Raw genomic sequence first — 15,639 nt, 5'->3', positions numbered from 1 at the left:
AAACATTCCAAAAAACAAAACAATAAATAACACAAACGATATAACATATAAAAACTCAGGGGCATTTGCACCAATAATATAACTAACAAATTGAACTCAATAATCATATAAACTCATTTAATTTAAACTTTCTAAATCATTAATTAATTGTTCTTCTTTTTCAACACTTCAATTTGTTAAATTATTATTGTTATTATTTGCTTTTACTTTTTTAGGTTCACTTAAAAATAAAGCTTTTTTCATTTTAGTAAAATAATTTTGTTTATATTGATTATATAAATTGATTAATTCTGTTCCAGTTAAATATTTTCAAATATTTCGCTTTAAATTTTCATCATATTTTACAATAGGATAAGAATTATCATAAATCAAACCGATTGCTACTTGTTCCGAATGTTTTTCACTCGAATAAATAAACTTATTACTCAACCAAAAACCAATATGACGATTATGATTAGGTAAATTAATAAAACTTGCTTTATCTGTTGTAAAAGGGATAAATTCCTTACTAATAAAATAATTTTCTACATTCTGATTTTTCTTAACAAAATTACTCAATTTTATCATCTCCTAACTAAATATTTGTTTAATAAACAATGTTATAAATAATGTTTATATAATGTTTATTTATTGCAATAAACACTGATTATTAACAATGTTATACATAATGCTAATATATTGTTTATTTAATGTTTAATAAACAATGTTAATAAACAATGTTAATAAACATTGTTAAATATAAAAATAATAAAAATTGGCACACTGAAAATAACTATTAAGAACTTTAATAGTAAATATAATAAGTTCATTTTTCTATTTAATAAATTCATTTTTTACAAATGTGATACCATCTATTTTTTGATTATCATGAATGGTATCACCAATTAAAACAATTATTTCACTAAAACTTCCTAGTGTGCCTTAACTAAGATATAATCGATTATAATAAATATTAAAATCTTTTAACCATAACACGGAAAAAGTTTAAGATTTTAATAATACAAAATATAGCAAATGGAATTAATATAATTCACGCTTCACCTAAGAAAACCATTATCTCAGGTAAAATATTTGTTATACCTTCTTTAACTTTTCATAATGCACTAGTCAAACCCGTTCAAATCCCAGTCATACCCTCAGTCATAGTTTTAGGTGTAGGTGCTGTTAAAAAATTAAACGCTGTTGTTAAATACATACCTAACATTATTTATTACTCTCCTTTCTTTCAATTTCTTTTTTTTCTTTTTTCTTTCCTCGAATTTGTTTAATTTTTTGATAAATTGATAAACCAATTCAAGCAAAAATCCCTAATATAATAACAACACTAAATATTGTCGTTAATCAAGTTGGCATAATACATCTCCTTTCTAAAAACTAAAAAATTGAAATTTGCAAACTCGATCCGCTCGTTGTCGCTTCGCTCCATTAAAAACACTACTGAATAAATTATCCGCTAATAAATTACGCGGAATAATTTATTCTTTTACTTTTTAATTTCAATATCTTTTGCAATCTTATTAATAGTATTAATAACATTATCTTTACCATACTTTTTCACTAGGGACCGCAAAATAAAATATTGCTTTGTTTGCATAATTTCAACTCCTCAATTAAAAATATTAAAAAAATTTACTTTCCAAAACTGTAAAAACCAAAAATACAAAATGTATGTGGTTTCTACATGTGGTATACTACATCAACCTATTAATTGCCGTATTTCACATCATAAAAAACATTATGATTTGCAATGTTTATAATGAGCCAAAATGTATTTAAATTTATTTAAAAATAAATGAGATGTTATTGTTTCATATATGAAACATTATAAAATTAACGATATTTTAGATTTAGCATCAGATGGATGAAAAATATTACAAATTGACCAAAAAATCAAAGGAATAAATTAAAATATATTATTTCAATTGACCCTGCTGGAATTGGACAAACTGGTATTATTATTTATAATGTTTTGCAAAAGAAAATAATTAATAATATTACTTTTAGTTCTAATTCTGAAGAAGAAGCAATAAATAATATGTATTTAATATTAAATAATTTTAAAAATAAAATTTGTTCTTATTTAAACAAAGTTATTGTAATAATTGAAGATTACCAACTTCATAAGGGTTTAAAAATAAAAAATCATTTATCTACTCCTAAATTTATTGGTGGTTTAAAAGTTTTATGAAAATATTTATTTAATTTAAATTATGTTTTACAATCGCCAGCTGTTAAGAAAAATTATATTTATAATGGAAATATTAAAATGACAGAGCATGAATTAGATGTTTGGAAACATTTACAATATTTTTTATTAAAAGGAGTTGATAAAAATGGCACAAACAAAAAGTAATTTATCTAAAAAATCAATAACTAATAAACCTAAAATAAAAAATAAAAAAGTTAATAAGTTAGAATTAACTGTTAAATTACATGAAAATCCTATTAAAACTAAAATTAAAGCACTTGTTGCTGGTGGCGTTGAAGTTGATGTTTGTTCGGCTAAATGTCAGTGAGACGGATTAAATTATTCAACATTATCAATATATAACCCATCTGTTTTAACTGAATTTTTGAAATTAAAAAAAGATGATGATATAAAAATTAAAGGCTCAGTATTTAATCAGTTAAATATAAAAACTAAACGCTATTTTTTATCTTTTCGAGTAGATAGTTTTGAAATTATACAAAAAGCGATAATAAAAAGAACAAATACAAATATTAAAAAATAGGAGGAAAAACAATGGCATTAAAAAATGTAAAATATGTTCTTATCAATGAAGAAAATGAACCAATTAAAAATGAAGATGGTAGTTTAGATATTAAAACTGCTGAAATTATTTTAGAAAATACTGCTGAAGTTGAAGAATTTAATGCAAGTAATTTAGAAAATAGTAATCAACAAATCAACGAATTACAAACAAAAAATAATGAATTAACTTCTCAAATTGAACAACAAACTATTCAATTAAAACAAATTGAAGTAATTGACTTTATTAATTCTTTAACTGATAATGAAGAATTTAAAAATGTTTTATTAAAGTCTTATGATATTAACGATGATATTGAAGTTATCAAAACACAATTACAAAGTGTTTATGATGAATTAATTAAGGTACAAACAGTTAATACTGGTGGAGTACCAAAAACAAAAGAAAAACAAAACAATATTTTAGATACAGACAATGTATTTAATAAATAGAAAGAAGGAATAAAATTATGGCACAAAATCCACAAAGAATTTTTGTTGATATTGTAAACCAAGCAACAGTTAATGATAAAGAAACATTTGAACAATGATATTTACAAACTTATCAACAAAAATTTAGTTGAGAAGCTTTATTTGCGTGAAAAGAAGCAAATAAATTTGGTTTAACATATAAAATAAAGAAAAATATTAAATATAAACAAGGTCTAGGAAAAAATGGACAAGTATTTAATACAGATGATAATTTATTAAAATATTCAGCAGTAGAATTTGACGATGGAACTGTTGTATTAGATACAATTTTGCTTTTTGCTCGTAAATTAGACCCCATAGAAAGTGATTTTAACCCTAATCTTTGGGATGTTGATATTGAACAAGCAATGGATACTGAAGTTGCTTATAAACGAAATAAAATTTTAGAAATTATTAATAAAGGAGAAGTTACAACTATTTAAGGAAATAAAGCAGATGATACAAATGCTTTACAAATCCATGATGAAATTATGGATAAAATATATGAAAATGGTTTTACTCCATCAGAAACAGTTGTACTAGGTTCAGCAGATTTTATCCGTGGAATTCGTAATAAATTACAGCTACAACTTGGAGCAAATGACCAAATTAATAGTGTAATTGAAACAAGCGGAGCAATGAAAACTGTTGAAGGAACAACATACTATATGGTTCCTAAAAAATTACCAATTATTAATGAAGATGGTTCAGAAGGAACAATTAGTCTATTACCAAATGGTATTAATGCAATTGCCTTTAAATTTAGCAAAAAATATGACCCATTAATTTTACGAAAAAAAGACCATACCCCATTGAGGGTTGGTGCAGCAGCCTTAGGTACTGGTATGGGTAATACTTTAATTATGGAAAGAATTTTAGAATTAGGTGGAGCAGTAGTTTTGAACCCAAAGGAATTATTAAACACACCTATTTAATACCTAGATATATTTATATATTTTTTAGAATTTTTTATCTAGTATTTTGGTTAAGTGCTTGTATCACTTAACTTTTTTATTTCTATACAAATTATGATACATTAATAAACATTATCAAATATCAAATTAAGTATTATTAATATCATATTAAAAATATTTTTTAAAGATAGGGAAATAATAAGATGGGGTTAAAACAAAATTTGTTAGGAAATTATAAAGAAAATAAAACAATCGAGACACAAAATGAAGTTAAAAATTTATTAATTAATAGAGATAATGAGATATTTAAATTATATCAACAAAGACAAATATTACAAGGATATAAGGTAGTATCAAAATTACCAAAAACAATCAAAACAGAATATGGAAATATTCCTATAAAAAGACGAAGATATGTTAAATATGATGAAAAAAATAAAAAATATATAAATCGTTATCCTTTAGATGAAGAATTAGGATTAAAAAAATATGAAAGAATTGAAAAAAATTTAAAAGATAGATATTTATATTTTTTGGGTGATTGAAAAAGATATAAAGATATTTTACATACAACAGAGAATGCTAAAATGAATGAAAGAACAATATCTAATATTTTTAAAAAAGCTGATTTAGAAAAAATTGACTATATTAGCAACAAAAATAACAATAAAATTAAAATTACAAATAATGTTTTATATATTTAAATTGACGGTGCTTTTGTTCCTATGCGAGAAAATAAAAAAAGAATTGAAAAGAAAATATTTTTTTTCAACTATGCATATTGGTATTGATGACGAAAAATCAACTAAAACAAGAAAAGTAATTAAAAAGAAAAAAGGTGTTTTTCAAATAATGGATAAAAATGTTACTAAAAATAAAAAATCTAGTTTTAATAATTTTATTGACAAAATTTTTAAACTAATGGATACTTATGATATTAATGAAAATACTATAATATTAGTATTAAGTGATGGCGAAAAACAAATTAAAAAAATTTACAAAGCCATAAAAACAAACTATAAAAATAACACTGTATCATATAGTTTGGATAAATTTCATTTAGTAAAAAGATTTAAAGACTTATTTCCATATCGAAATAGAAACAAGATTCATAGATTAAAATATAAATTAGCAAGTATATATTTTTTTACTGGAAATTATGAAGCATTATTAGATTTTTTAATTTGTCATTTATCCTATGTTATTGACAACAAAAAGAAATTTTTATTAGAAACTATTGAATTAATTAAAAATAATAAAGATGGTATTGAAAATCAAGCATTAGAATATAATATTGGTTTCCATGTTGAAGGTGATGTTTCACATTATATTAAGGCTGTTAAGAGGCGAGGTGCAAAAATATATTGTAAAGAAACATTTAATAATTATGTTAATTGCTTCAATTTTTTTTTTTTTTTTAAAGACTTAATAACAGAATTAATGAAGTTAAAATTAATAAAAATAAAAAAAATTGAATTTAATATTTTTAAATTAAATCAATCTCAAAATTAATTTTTTATCTTTTAACAAACTTTTTAAAATTAGTAATAACTTTAAAAAGTACTTTTTATTGTGGCAAAATTCATAATTTTATAAAATTATTTATTCAATTAAAAATATAATTTTTAAAAAAGTTGAATTTTTTATAAATTTTGTTATCATTTATTCATAAGCTAGACATAATTTGTTTCTAATTACTTAATTATATTAAAAACCTCAAAATAATGTATACTACCATAAATCTGGAATCGCATTAATAATAATTGTTCGTAATTTAGTTATTGAAATAAGGCAGAAAAATATTGCTGAAAGCATTACAGCAATTAAAGCCCCTTGATATCCTAATCCATTATTAGCAACATTAAAAAAAATAGCATTTAGCCCCATTCCAGGTGCTAATCCAACTGGCATATTCGCTGATAAACCCATAATTAAAGTAGCAATAAAAGCACCAATTGCCGTGGAAATAAAAATCCCTCCAAACGCCATATTCTGACTTGGAACACTTGGATGATTAATATCTGGTGCAGAAGATAACATATTAGGTTGCACTGATAAAATATATAACATTGCTAAAAATGTTTTTAGGCCACCAATAATTTCTTTTTTAAAAGTTGTTTTTAAATCACCAAACCTAAAAAAGTTTCAATCTTTTTTTAAACATATAATTTTTTTCTCCATCTAGCTCTATTTGTAAAAATAAAAAACATTAACCTTGTTTAATTAACATAAGTTAATGCAAAATGAAGCATTAACATATAGAGTCTTCTTATAAATGGTAAGACGTAGAAACACTAGACCATATTACTAGCATATATATGAATTGTTTAATACATTTACTTTTTAAATATAACGAATTTCATAAAAAATTACAATCCCTTTAATAAAAACATATTACATTTTCAGAAAAAGGAAAAAATGCTTTAAAACTAGTATAAGTTTTAAAAGACTTGATAAATTTTGTTGGTAAATAGTCTATTGCTAATGCTATTAAATCTTGACGATAATTTTCTACTAAATTCGCCCAACAAAATCATCCCAAAATCAAATAAACAATGCCAATAATAGATAAAATTTGAATTGTAATGTCAATTGCATTAATAACAGTATTGTATTTTAAAAACTGTATTAAAATAACTAAAATTGTTGCTACAATAAATAAAAATATTGTAAACAACAAAAATCATGACAAAAATTTTAATCAAAAAAAGCATTTTGATTGTTTTGTTTTTTGGTTATAAACATAATAAAAATGAAAAATCATATCATAAATTTTTACAATGCTTTGGTCTTTATCATCAGTACGACGAATAATGACAGCATTACTTATTTTTGAAAAATTCCATGCTTTAACAATATGGTTTTGTTCTCCAATATTAACATCTTGTAAATCATTCTCATTTAACATTTTCCGTAATAACATCCGTGGTTTTAATGTTGTTTTTTTCTTTTTAAACCTTAATAAAATAAGACCAAATATTAATCAACCTACAAGAAGCAGTCCAATTACAATAATAAAAATAAAATAAACTAATCCTGTTATTTGCTTTAAATTAAACATTTTTTAATCACGTTCCTCTCCCATATATATCAATCATACCGTATTTAAAAAAATAAAAAAACAGCATTTTAAAATGTTATTTTTTTATATTCTTTCATTAATTTATCATTATTTTACAGTACCTATTGGTAGTATGACATATATATTAAATCTACCCTTTGCATTATTTTTTCCCAAACAGGTAATTTCTATTTTTCTTGGAATTGTTAAATAAAAAGAAAGAGTATCAATTTTATTATCTTTGATATAAAACTCTTTTGGGAAGATAGGAGTTACATCATAATCATTTTTTGTTAATTTAGTGCTTAGTTCTGCATGCAATGTTGCTAAAATTGCATCACGAATTGTCTCTGATCATTCAGAAAACTAAACATCTTTAATATTCTTAACATTAACTTTTTTAATTGGGTTAATTTTAGTAATACCACTAATATCAATTGGAAATTGTAACTTTATTTCCTCTTTTTTTGGATTATTATTATTATTATTATTTATTGGTAACAAAGGAGCTCTATCTAAATCTTTTCTTTGCTTTTCTTCTTACAATTTGTTTTGTTTTGGATAACTACAAGCACAAGAAACAATTGCTATTCCACTTATGATCATTATTCCCAAGGTCATTAAATATGTAAATATTTTTTTTCATTAATAAAATATAAGTTCCTTTCTAAAATTTAATAGCATAAATAATTTAAACTATTACTTAGAATTATATAAAAAAGTTAAGAAGGAGTAAATTATTCGGTTGGTGATACCTTATTCTAATAAATATTTATCTATTAAAATAAAATTCCTAAGAAAAAGATAAATTTATCTTTTTTAATTAATTTAACTATAACATAAAACTAATAATTTACAATACAAAAAATAATAATTCGTGTAAAAACCATACACATTTAAGACCACTAAATTCTTTAATATAAATTTAGGAGGATCAAAATGATAACAAGTATAATTACAGAAAATGAATTATATAAATTACATCGTGGGTTTAAAAAATGATACGGCCAAGTTGCGGCAACTAAGGAAACAAATTATATTTATAATAATTTATCCAATTATTTTAACTTATGTCATAAATACTATCTTAAAACTCATTCATTAAATCAATTAATTAAATTATTTTATAAAGGGAAACAAACATTTTATAACTGACCAAATAAAATTAAGAAGTTTTTAAATAATTCTTATAATTTTGAATGATTTAAAAAACATTCAACACGGCCAAAAACTATTCATTATATTTATAATAAATCTTATAAAATGAAAATAGCACAAATGATTAAAAATTATCGTGAAAATTATGGGACAGGAATTTATGAATTTTATAATTTAACATTGGCAAATTACTTTACGTATCAAAATAAACCAATTAGACATAATATTAAAACATTAATAAAATGAGATAAAACATTTAATCAATATTTATTAAAGAGTAAAAGGAAAAAGAAAATTTATAAGCGTTATGAAATGCATGAATTAGGGCATATTCAACATGATGTTAAAGTATTAACTAAAAATATGACAGGTTACAAAAGAGATTTGTATATTTTTGATTATATTGATGAAAAATCTCGTTACGCAGTGGCGTATGTAAATGAAAGTAAAACACAAGAAATTGCTATCAAACTATTTGAAAAAGCTTATTTTGAATTTATGAATGTTGGTATTAAAATAAAAAGAATTAGAACAGATAATGGTACAGAATATATTTATAATCATCGTGTAAATTATGCTCATCATAAAAGTGAATTTACTAAAGCGGTAAATAAAAAAGGAATTGTTCATCAAACAACTCCAGTTCGTTCTCCACAATCAAATGGGAAAATTGAAAGATTTCATCAAAACTGAAATAAGTTTTTTGAATATTTACCTTGATATTTAACGAATATTGATAATGTTAAAAAACAGATAAAAATTCTTCTAGATTATTATAACAATATTCGTCGTCATAAAAGCATAAATCTTTTAACACCGGCAGAAGCTGTGTTAAAATTTTTAAAAGACTAACTGGTCTTAAATGTGTATTGTACCTTACAAAAAATAATAATTCGCAAATTATTTAATAAATTTATTTTAAATTATTGATTTTTACTTTAAATTTTAAACAAAACCTTGTGCTTGGTGAGCAACATTTTTATTTATTAAAAATTGCTGAATATGTTTATCTGCATTTTTATAATAATAATTATATTCTTTTTCATTTTTTTTGTTTAATTTATTAAGATAAAAATCAATTAAATTAACACCATTTTCTTTTGCCATTTTTATTGCAATCATATTTTTAAAAACTTTTTCACTATATGATTTAGCACCATATCCTTTTAATCATTTTACATTATGCGAAATTTGTGGTTCAGTACAAGACCCCATATATCAATCCTCTTTATAAACTTTAATACCCTTAGAATTATTTTTGATATATTTAATGAAATCTTTGATTTTATCTTTTTTATCTTTTAAGAATGGATATTCTTTAATATTTTTTCTTGTAATTAATTTTTTTTAAATATTTTATTGCTTCATCAGGATCGCCATTTTTAAATAATTTATTCATATCTCAATAAATTTGTTTTCTTATTTTTTCATTATCGGTTAAATTTTTAGTAAGTTTTCTTCTTCGATAAGGAAATATTGTTTTTAATTCTTTCATTAAATGAAATTGATCTAAAATAAAAATTGCACCAATTTCATTAGCAAATTTTTGGATTCATTTTGCTCCATCACCTCTATTTGCCAATTGTGGGTTAAATCTTTTACCAATTGCTTTGAATGGTGTTGCAATCCCAGTTCCAATTTGGCGGAAGAATCCTTTTGCTCCACCACCGCGAGCTGCACCAAGTAGTTTACTTGTTGCAAGCGTTGTGACTCCAAGCCCAAAGCCTGCTAAGCCAACAATCCCAGCTCTCGAACTCATTCCCTCGGTTGCGTGTCAGAAATGTCGAAAGTCAAGGGGTTTTTCTTGACGAGATTGACTGCTTGCTGTTTCATTATCACCTCAATCACAATCACCGCCAGAACCCATCGCATTCATGGTTTTATCTGCCATACTAGTACTACCACCCATTGTCATTGCTCGTTTGGCTCTTTTGCTTTTGGCAAATCCGAATGCTTTTCCTGCCATTTTAGCACCTCCCATTGCCATCATTCCACCAGCAACAGTTGATTTCATTGAACTCATTCCCTCACGAACACCAGCTGCTTCACCAATTAAGTTGGCAACAACATCCGAAAATGCCATTACTGCCAAGCCACCACCGCACATAAACAGAATAACAAACAATGATTTTCCAATTCCCTCAATACCTAATCCTGCTAAATTAGTGCTTAAAATTGTTTGAATTGTTGTCATAAAAATAAAATATCCTGTTAAAGTGGCGGTTGATGCTAGAAATTTTGCAATTACCATATCTTTTCAAATAAATGCTCCTTTACCATTGTCAATTGTCATAATAACCATTACTCATGGCGAAATAATAAATAAGAAAAACAATTCGATTATTTTTTGTACCAAAGCAATTCTAATCATAAACATTGCAAACAACATAAATCACACTCCAAAAACTTCGGCAATCATATTAAAATCACCAATATTGTCAGGATAGGAATAATTGTTTGGTATATTATCACCAGTACCATCTCAATTGGTATTTCCGATATTGTATAGATAGTTTGCAATATTTCCGTTTTCACCACCAAATCCCGATGTAATCATTTTGGCAATGTTAGCAATTGCAAAATTAGCCAAAAAGAAAAAGATTGGAATTAAAAAGATAAAAACAAACGCTTTACTACCATTTTGTAAAGCAACAATAAATTTTGTTTTTGTTTCGGTGGCATCTTGAAACAAAATTTTAATCATAGTAATTGTAAATATTAATGAAAATAAGCACAAAGTCGTAATGACAAAATATCAGAATGACATTGGGATATTTTGAAAACTAAATTCTTGTTTTGATCCAAACATTAAATCACCAACCACTCCTCCCGTTAAATAATTTAGAACGGTGTTAAATGATGCAATTAATTGCAATGGCCCTTGTACAAAAATTGATCATATTAGTTTATACAGTGCATTAAGTATCATAATTTTTCACTTCCTTTCATTTTTTATCAACTATGTTCCAATACTAGGGTTATATGTTTTGATAACTTGTAAAATAACATTCATAACAGCAATTACAACTAAAATTATAATAATTGCTATAATCGGTCATTTTAAAGCACTTAAATCATTTCCTCTCGCTTCGGGATTATCAGCATTTCGCATTATTGAAATTAAAATAATAATTAATTTTCAAATTGCAAAAACAACTGCCAAACCCATTATTACTCCCAAAACAACATTACTTCATAATATAACAACATCCATTATTCCACTAAAATCTGCTGTGTTGTTTGATTTCATATTTTTATCCTCCTTTGTTATTTTAAAAATTTGCTTTTACTTAATTTGTTTCTTTTTTGATAATAAATATTTTTCTTTTTTTGATAATATTGCTTTTGATTATTAAAGTAATTTTTAATATTGTTTTTCTTAGTCATTTTTTTCTTTCCTTTCGAAAGGTAAGTAAAATAAATGCAATAATAAATTACCAATCATAAAATCACAATCAATTCCAAGGGCAATTAAAAAACAAAATAGGGGAAATTACTAGCAACAAAATTCCAATAATAATTGTTAAAGGATATAAAAGTCATTTTCACCAAACTTTTCTCTTATTTTGCATCTTTAATTTTTCTTTTCTATTTCAAACATTGCTGTAAATATTTTTTCTAACACATCAACAACAATGCTATTACCAGCTTGTTTATAAAGTTGGGTTTCTGAAACAACTTTGCTTGCTTTATCAAAGTCTTTATTACTAAATCCCATTAATAATCAACATTCACAAGGGGTTAACACTCGTAAAAAGTATTCTTTTTCATCAATTAAAAAAGATAGTATTTTACTACTATCTTGTTGTTGTCTTTTATTATCAATCATAATTTTATTGACATTACTTGCTGCGATTGTTCCCATATAATTATTTTCTGTTTTTCAAAACCGATTATATGATCCATTAATTAGCAAACCATCTTTTGCTCGTGGTAAAACAATAAAATTACCATAATCCTTAATTGGTAATGCAATTTGTGGTGGTCTCCCGTGTCCTGTTGTAATGGTTGGAATAAGATTATTTTTTGTTATATCATTAAAAATATTAACTTGATTATAATTTCTCAGATTAATCATTAATTTTCCATCATTAAGTTTTTTTATATCATTGGGAATTGCAATAATTCCTGCGTTTCCTCATCGCATTTGTTTTGTTGTAATTGTATAAGAACATTGTTGAATGATTTTAAGTTTATTGTTTTCAATTGCTTTTTTCATTGATTCTTGTCTAATAAAATATTTTTCATTTACATTGTTTTCTAAAATATCTTTTACTAAAAATTTTAAATTACAAGGTTAGGGATATTGAAATTTAAAATCTTGCTTTAATGTTGAAATCATAAATAATCGTTTTCTATTTTGGGGAATTCCATAATCTTTGGCATTCATTGTAAAATATTGGTTATGATATCCTAATTTATTAAGTTGATTTTGTAGATTTTGAAATCCAACAAAAAACTTTTTACTTAATAAATTTGGTACATTTTCCATTAAAAGATATTGCGGTTTTATTGCCATTGTGCCTATTAAATGAACAACTTTGTAAGCTAAACCACTTCGCTTGCCATTTAATCCTTGCCCGTTATTATTGGCATTTGATATGTCTTGGCATGGGAATGATCAAGTTATTAAATCAGCATACGGTAAAGTTTCTAATTTAGTAATGTCACCTAAATTTGGTGTGTCATAATCATTAAAAATCGCTCGATATGATTTTTCAGCGTATTTATCGTTATCACAAAAAGCAATTACTTTGTGGTTAATACCAATCTTTTCTAATGCTTTTCTTTGACTTCCAATTCCAGCAAATAATTCAATTACTTTAAGCATAATAAACAATCATTCTTCTAATTTTTCTTTTATCTAAAATGATTCATGGATTGGGATACCTATAAGAACAAAAAAATAATATATTAATATTGTTTTCATTATAAATATTATGAATATATTTACAAAATGGGCAATTAATCATTTCTGCACCTCTTTCTAAAAAAACAAGATAATTAATATCTTGTTTTGTGTTATTTTCATTATTTATGTTTTTTTAATTTAATCTATTGATGTATTTTCATCTTTATATTTGCTTTTATTTTGTTTTTTGTTATCTATACATAAATCATTTCTTCCTTAATTGTTTTTAATTTCGTCTAAAATTGTTTTTATATTTTTAATTTTTGTATTTATTTTTTCTAAATCTTTCTGGTCAAAATCACTATTTTTATTTTTGCTTAATAAATTTAAAGTACTATTTAAGTTGTTTATTTGTTTTTTTAACAACTTAATTGCTTGTTGTTTTTGTTCGTCTGTAAACTCATTTTCTTTTTGACATAGTAAAATTTGATATTCGCAATTATTTAGTTCAGAAATTTTAATAAATTTTTCTGCTTGTGATTGGTTTAATTCTGTATGATAATCTGTTTCGTTTTCATAATCATTTTTACTATTTTCAATTTCTTTAATTACTTCATCATATTCTTTGATTTCTGCTGTAATTTCTTGTTTTAATTTTTCATAGTAAAAAACATATTTGACTATTGGCTCTTTTGGTTTTGCTGGTGGTAAGTGTGGTTTGTTATTTGCAATATTACCACAACTAATCAAATTCACTGTGTTTGTACACGATAACGAAAATATTGCTAAAAAACTAAGTAATTTTTTCATATTTGTTGTATCCTAAATAAAAACCATTATCTCAATAATTGGGGTTATCAATATTTTCTAAATTTTCTAGTAATTGTTTTAATTCTTCTAATGTTAATTTTTGTTGTTGTATTTTATTATTTTTATAATGATTATCATATTTATTTAGTAAATCATTATTAGCATCAATGTTGTTTTGCGAATTAAACTGTTTTTTGTTTTCATGTTTTAATTTTTCAAAAGATAAAATTAAATTTTTTCCCACAATATTACCATTTTTATTATTGATACTACTATGAACCGCATAATTTTTATTTTCATCAATTTTTAAACAAAAATAATTTTTATAATTTGATAAACCTAAACAATTTTTATCTAAAACAACACAATCTTTTTGTTTGTTTATTAAAATATGCGTTTTATTTTTTATTTCTTGTGAAATTAAATTTTGGTTTAAATAAATTTTTTTTATCATATTTAACACCTACCTCACTTTTTTTGCTTTTAATTTTATTTTTCCTAAAATTAATATCTAATAGTATTTTAAAAATAAATAATTAATTAAACCAAAAAATCACTTCTTAACGAACTGGTTCTATATTTTTGTCTGACTCTTTTAGTCATTTAATATCAGATAAATAATTTATCACTGTATAACCAAATTTATCTTCAACATAATTTTCTATAATTTCATTTCACGATTTTTCTTGAAATTCTTTAAACTTTTTGGTTAAATATTCATCAATATCTTTTATATTATCTATTGTTCCACTTGATCAACAATATTCTGTTCAATATTGTTCTAAACCAAATTTATATCAAAAGTTTTCTTTTTCTTTATGATCGGTATTTTTTGAAATTAAATCCGTTATTTTATAATGATCTTTTATATTATCTGAATCTTTTGTAACTAAATACATATTTTATTCTTCACCTTTGCTTTCTAATAATTCATATTTTAAAATGTCTTTTAAAACAAACATCCTAATTAATCTCTCATTATTTACAAAAAAAATTATATTTTTGAAAATAGTTTCATTCAAGTTCGCTAAAATTATGGATATTACTTTGAATATAAATATTATCAAAATCTTCTTCAAATAATTGTTTATATTTTAGTTCTTCAATTTCTTTGTTTTTTTCAATAAGTTTATTTTTTAGTTTTTCGTTTTCTTCTTGTAGTTTGTTAAATTTAATTGATTTTGTTATTGCCATTATTTAAAATCTCTCTTTCATATTCTTCAATATCCTTAATTGGTAAATTGTTTAAATAATTATTAAGTGTTTGATTTAATTGTTCTTCATTTTTATAATCATAAACTCTTTTAAAATATCTAAATATTTCATCTCAACTTAAATATTTTGATAATATGTTTCATTTTTTATATTGTTTTTTATCAAACATATTAAATTTTCTCCAAATTTCCTAATATTTCACAACATTTTAAATAACTAAGAGATCATCTAAAAACTTAAATAAAAAAAATAAAATAAGAGTCACAAACAAACATATTTATCTAATTTTTCTTTTTAAAAATATATGGGTTTTTTGCAAAAATACAATAAACATTTGTAAATCATAAATGTTTATTATCACCATCTATTTTTGATCTACATTTAGGACAACTTTTCCTCATTATTTTTA

General features: G+C 23.5%; 25 protein-coding genes, 1 pseudogene and 1 riboswitch. Of the genes and pseudogenes, 9 read left to right on the top strand and 17 right to left on the bottom strand.

Annotated features, from left to right (window positions below):
- Positions 1-117 precede the first annotated feature (117 nt).
- The 3 genes from SDAV_RS09200 to SDAV_RS09190 all read right to left on the bottom strand — a co-directional run bounded on the left by SDAV_RS09200 (position 118) and on the right by SDAV_RS09190 (position 1,353).
- A complete protein-coding gene (locus SDAV_RS09200; RefSeq protein ID WP_015967971.1) occupies positions 118-567 on the bottom strand; it encodes a DUF3627 domain-containing protein in 450 nt (149 codons plus the stop codon).
- A 385-nt stretch (positions 568-952) separates the two neighbouring features.
- Positions 953-1,204 carry a hypothetical protein gene (locus tag SDAV_RS09195; RefSeq protein ID WP_114565364.1) on the bottom strand — a complete coding sequence of 84 codons (252 nt, stop codon included), beginning with the start codon at positions 1,202-1,204 and terminating at the stop codon, positions 953-955.
- Complete coding sequence (locus tag SDAV_RS09190) at positions 1,204-1,353, bottom strand: hypothetical protein (protein ID WP_083436084.1); 150 nt, start codon at positions 1,351-1,353, stop codon at positions 1,204-1,206. The genes SDAV_RS09195 and SDAV_RS09190 overlap by 1 nt, the downstream gene beginning before the upstream one ends.
- Positions 1,354-1,766: 413 nt before the next feature.
- On the opposite strand from SDAV_RS09190, the gene SDAV_RS12235 reads away from it, so the two are divergent.
- The 8 genes from SDAV_RS12235 (at position 1,767) to SDAV_RS09155 (ending at position 5,646) form a co-directional block, all read left to right on the top strand.
- A complete protein-coding gene (locus SDAV_RS12235) occupies positions 1,767-1,907 on the top strand; it encodes a hypothetical protein (protein ID WP_186823372.1) in 141 nt (46 codons plus the stop codon).
- Positions 1,862-2,353: a hypothetical protein gene (locus tag SDAV_RS09185; RefSeq protein ID WP_114565363.1), complete on the top strand. Its 492-nt coding sequence runs from the start codon at positions 1,862-1,864 to the stop codon at positions 2,351-2,353. The genes SDAV_RS12235 and SDAV_RS09185 overlap by 46 nt, the downstream gene beginning before the upstream one ends.
- On the top strand, positions 2,334-2,732 hold the full coding sequence (locus tag SDAV_RS09180; protein ID WP_114565362.1) for a hypothetical protein: 399 nt from the start codon (positions 2,334-2,336) through the stop codon (positions 2,730-2,732). The genes SDAV_RS09185 and SDAV_RS09180 overlap by 20 nt, the downstream gene beginning before the upstream one ends.
- Positions 2,733-2,743: 11 nt before the next feature.
- Positions 2,744-3,202 carry a hypothetical protein gene (locus tag SDAV_RS09175; RefSeq protein WP_114565361.1) on the top strand — a complete coding sequence of 153 codons (459 nt, stop codon included), beginning with the start codon at positions 2,744-2,746 and terminating at the stop codon, positions 3,200-3,202.
- 17 nt (positions 3,203-3,219) lie between these two features.
- On the top strand, positions 3,220-3,663 hold the full coding sequence (locus tag SDAV_RS09170) for a hypothetical protein (protein ID WP_114565360.1): 444 nt from the start codon (positions 3,220-3,222) through the stop codon (positions 3,661-3,663).
- 48 nt (positions 3,664-3,711) lie between these two features.
- Positions 3,712-4,155 carry a hypothetical protein gene (locus SDAV_RS09165; RefSeq protein ID WP_114565359.1) on the top strand — a complete coding sequence of 148 codons (444 nt, stop codon included), beginning with the start codon at positions 3,712-3,714 and terminating at the stop codon, positions 4,153-4,155.
- A 182-nt stretch (positions 4,156-4,337) separates the two neighbouring features.
- Positions 4,338-4,838, top strand: a complete 501-nt coding sequence (locus SDAV_RS09160; protein ID WP_114565358.1) for a UPF0236 family transposase-like protein — start codon at positions 4,338-4,340, stop codon at positions 4,836-4,838.
- A gap of 43 nt (positions 4,839-4,881) precedes the next feature.
- A complete protein-coding gene (locus SDAV_RS09155; protein ID WP_151202528.1) occupies positions 4,882-5,646 on the top strand; it encodes a hypothetical protein in 765 nt (254 codons plus the stop codon).
- 219 nt (positions 5,647-5,865) lie between these two features.
- Here the strand turns inward: SDAV_RS09155 and SDAV_RS09150 are convergent, their stop codons facing one another.
- The 4 genes from SDAV_RS09150 to SDAV_RS13565 all read right to left on the bottom strand — a co-directional run bounded on the left by SDAV_RS09150 (position 5,866) and on the right by SDAV_RS13565 (position 7,699).
- The gene (locus SDAV_RS09150; RefSeq protein ID WP_245938375.1) at positions 5,866-6,315 is read right to left on the bottom strand and encodes a solute carrier family 23 protein; all 450 of its coding nucleotides are present in this window, start codon (positions 6,313-6,315) and stop codon (positions 5,866-5,868) included.
- A gap of 58 nt (positions 6,316-6,373) precedes the next feature.
- Positions 6,374-6,474: riboswitch (purine riboswitch) on the bottom strand.
- Positions 6,475-6,514: 40 nt separating this feature from the next.
- Positions 6,515-7,195, bottom strand: a complete 681-nt coding sequence (locus SDAV_RS09145) for a hypothetical protein (RefSeq protein ID WP_114565356.1) — start codon at positions 7,193-7,195, stop codon at positions 6,515-6,517.
- Positions 7,196-7,303: 108 nt separating this feature from the next.
- On the bottom strand, positions 7,304-7,516 hold the full coding sequence (locus tag SDAV_RS13570) for a hypothetical protein (protein WP_245938374.1): 213 nt from the start codon (positions 7,514-7,516) through the stop codon (positions 7,304-7,306).
- A gap of 45 nt (positions 7,517-7,561) precedes the next feature.
- Positions 7,562-7,699: a hypothetical protein gene (locus SDAV_RS13565; RefSeq protein ID WP_245938373.1), complete on the bottom strand. Its 138-nt coding sequence runs from the start codon at positions 7,697-7,699 to the stop codon at positions 7,562-7,564.
- Positions 7,700-8,134: 435 nt separating this feature from the next.
- Between SDAV_RS13565 and SDAV_RS09135 the strand changes: the two genes are divergently transcribed.
- A complete protein-coding gene (locus SDAV_RS09135; protein WP_114565355.1) occupies positions 8,135-9,205 on the top strand; it encodes an integrase core domain-containing protein in 1,071 nt (356 codons plus the stop codon).
- Positions 9,206-9,298: 93 nt separating this feature from the next.
- On the opposite strand, the gene SDAV_RS09130 is transcribed toward SDAV_RS09135, so the two are convergent.
- The 10 genes and pseudogenes from SDAV_RS09130 to SDAV_RS09085 all read right to left on the bottom strand — a co-directional run bounded on the left by SDAV_RS09130 (position 9,299) and on the right by SDAV_RS09085 (position 15,399).
- A complete protein-coding gene (locus SDAV_RS09130) occupies positions 9,299-9,568 on the bottom strand; it encodes a hypothetical protein (RefSeq protein ID WP_114565354.1) in 270 nt (89 codons plus the stop codon).
- 103 nt (positions 9,569-9,671) lie between these two features.
- On the bottom strand, positions 9,672-11,282 hold the full coding sequence (locus SDAV_RS09125) for an Mbov_0396 family ICE element transmembrane protein (RefSeq protein WP_114565353.1): 1,611 nt from the start codon (positions 11,280-11,282) through the stop codon (positions 9,672-9,674).
- Positions 11,283-11,312: 30 nt separating this feature from the next.
- On the bottom strand, positions 11,313-11,603 hold the full coding sequence (locus tag SDAV_RS09120; RefSeq protein ID WP_114565352.1) for an Mbov_0395 family pilin-like conjugal transfer protein: 291 nt from the start codon (positions 11,601-11,603) through the stop codon (positions 11,313-11,315).
- Between the two features lie 324 nt (positions 11,604-11,927).
- Positions 11,928-13,184 (bottom strand): annotated as a pseudogene (locus SDAV_RS13560) (DNA cytosine methyltransferase).
- Complete coding sequence (locus tag SDAV_RS12230; RefSeq protein ID WP_186823358.1) at positions 13,177-13,326, bottom strand: hypothetical protein; 150 nt, start codon at positions 13,324-13,326, stop codon at positions 13,177-13,179. The pseudogene SDAV_RS13560 and the gene SDAV_RS12230 overlap by 8 nt, the downstream one beginning before the upstream one ends.
- Before the next feature lie 155 nt (positions 13,327-13,481).
- Positions 13,482-14,015: a hypothetical protein gene (locus SDAV_RS09105; RefSeq protein ID WP_114565349.1), complete on the bottom strand. Its 534-nt coding sequence runs from the start codon at positions 14,013-14,015 to the stop codon at positions 13,482-13,484.
- Entirely contained in the window at positions 13,999-14,469 is a 471-nt protein-coding gene (locus SDAV_RS09100; RefSeq protein WP_114565348.1) for a hypothetical protein, read from the bottom strand. Before SDAV_RS09100 ends, SDAV_RS09105 begins: the two co-directional genes overlap by 17 nt.
- A 106-nt stretch (positions 14,470-14,575) precedes the next feature.
- Positions 14,576-14,914 carry a hypothetical protein gene (locus SDAV_RS09095; RefSeq protein ID WP_114565347.1) on the bottom strand — a complete coding sequence of 113 codons (339 nt, stop codon included), beginning with the start codon at positions 14,912-14,914 and terminating at the stop codon, positions 14,576-14,578.
- 79 nt (positions 14,915-14,993) lie between these two features.
- Complete coding sequence (locus SDAV_RS09090; RefSeq protein WP_114565346.1) at positions 14,994-15,209, bottom strand: hypothetical protein; 216 nt, start codon at positions 15,207-15,209, stop codon at positions 14,994-14,996.
- Complete coding sequence (locus SDAV_RS09085) at positions 15,187-15,399, bottom strand: hypothetical protein (RefSeq protein WP_114565345.1); 213 nt, start codon at positions 15,397-15,399, stop codon at positions 15,187-15,189. The genes SDAV_RS09090 and SDAV_RS09085 overlap by 23 nt, the downstream gene beginning before the upstream one ends.
- Between the last annotated feature and the right edge of the window lie 240 nt (positions 15,400-15,639).

Origin of the sequence: Spiroplasma phoeniceum P40, assembly GCF_003339775.1 — a bacterium.
Classification (GTDB): Bacteria; Bacillota_I; Bacilli_A; order Mycoplasmatales; family Mycoplasmataceae; genus Spiroplasma; species Spiroplasma phoeniceum.
The sequence above is the reverse complement of the archived record's forward strand: the minus strand, read 5'-3'. Positions and strand labels throughout refer to the sequence as shown.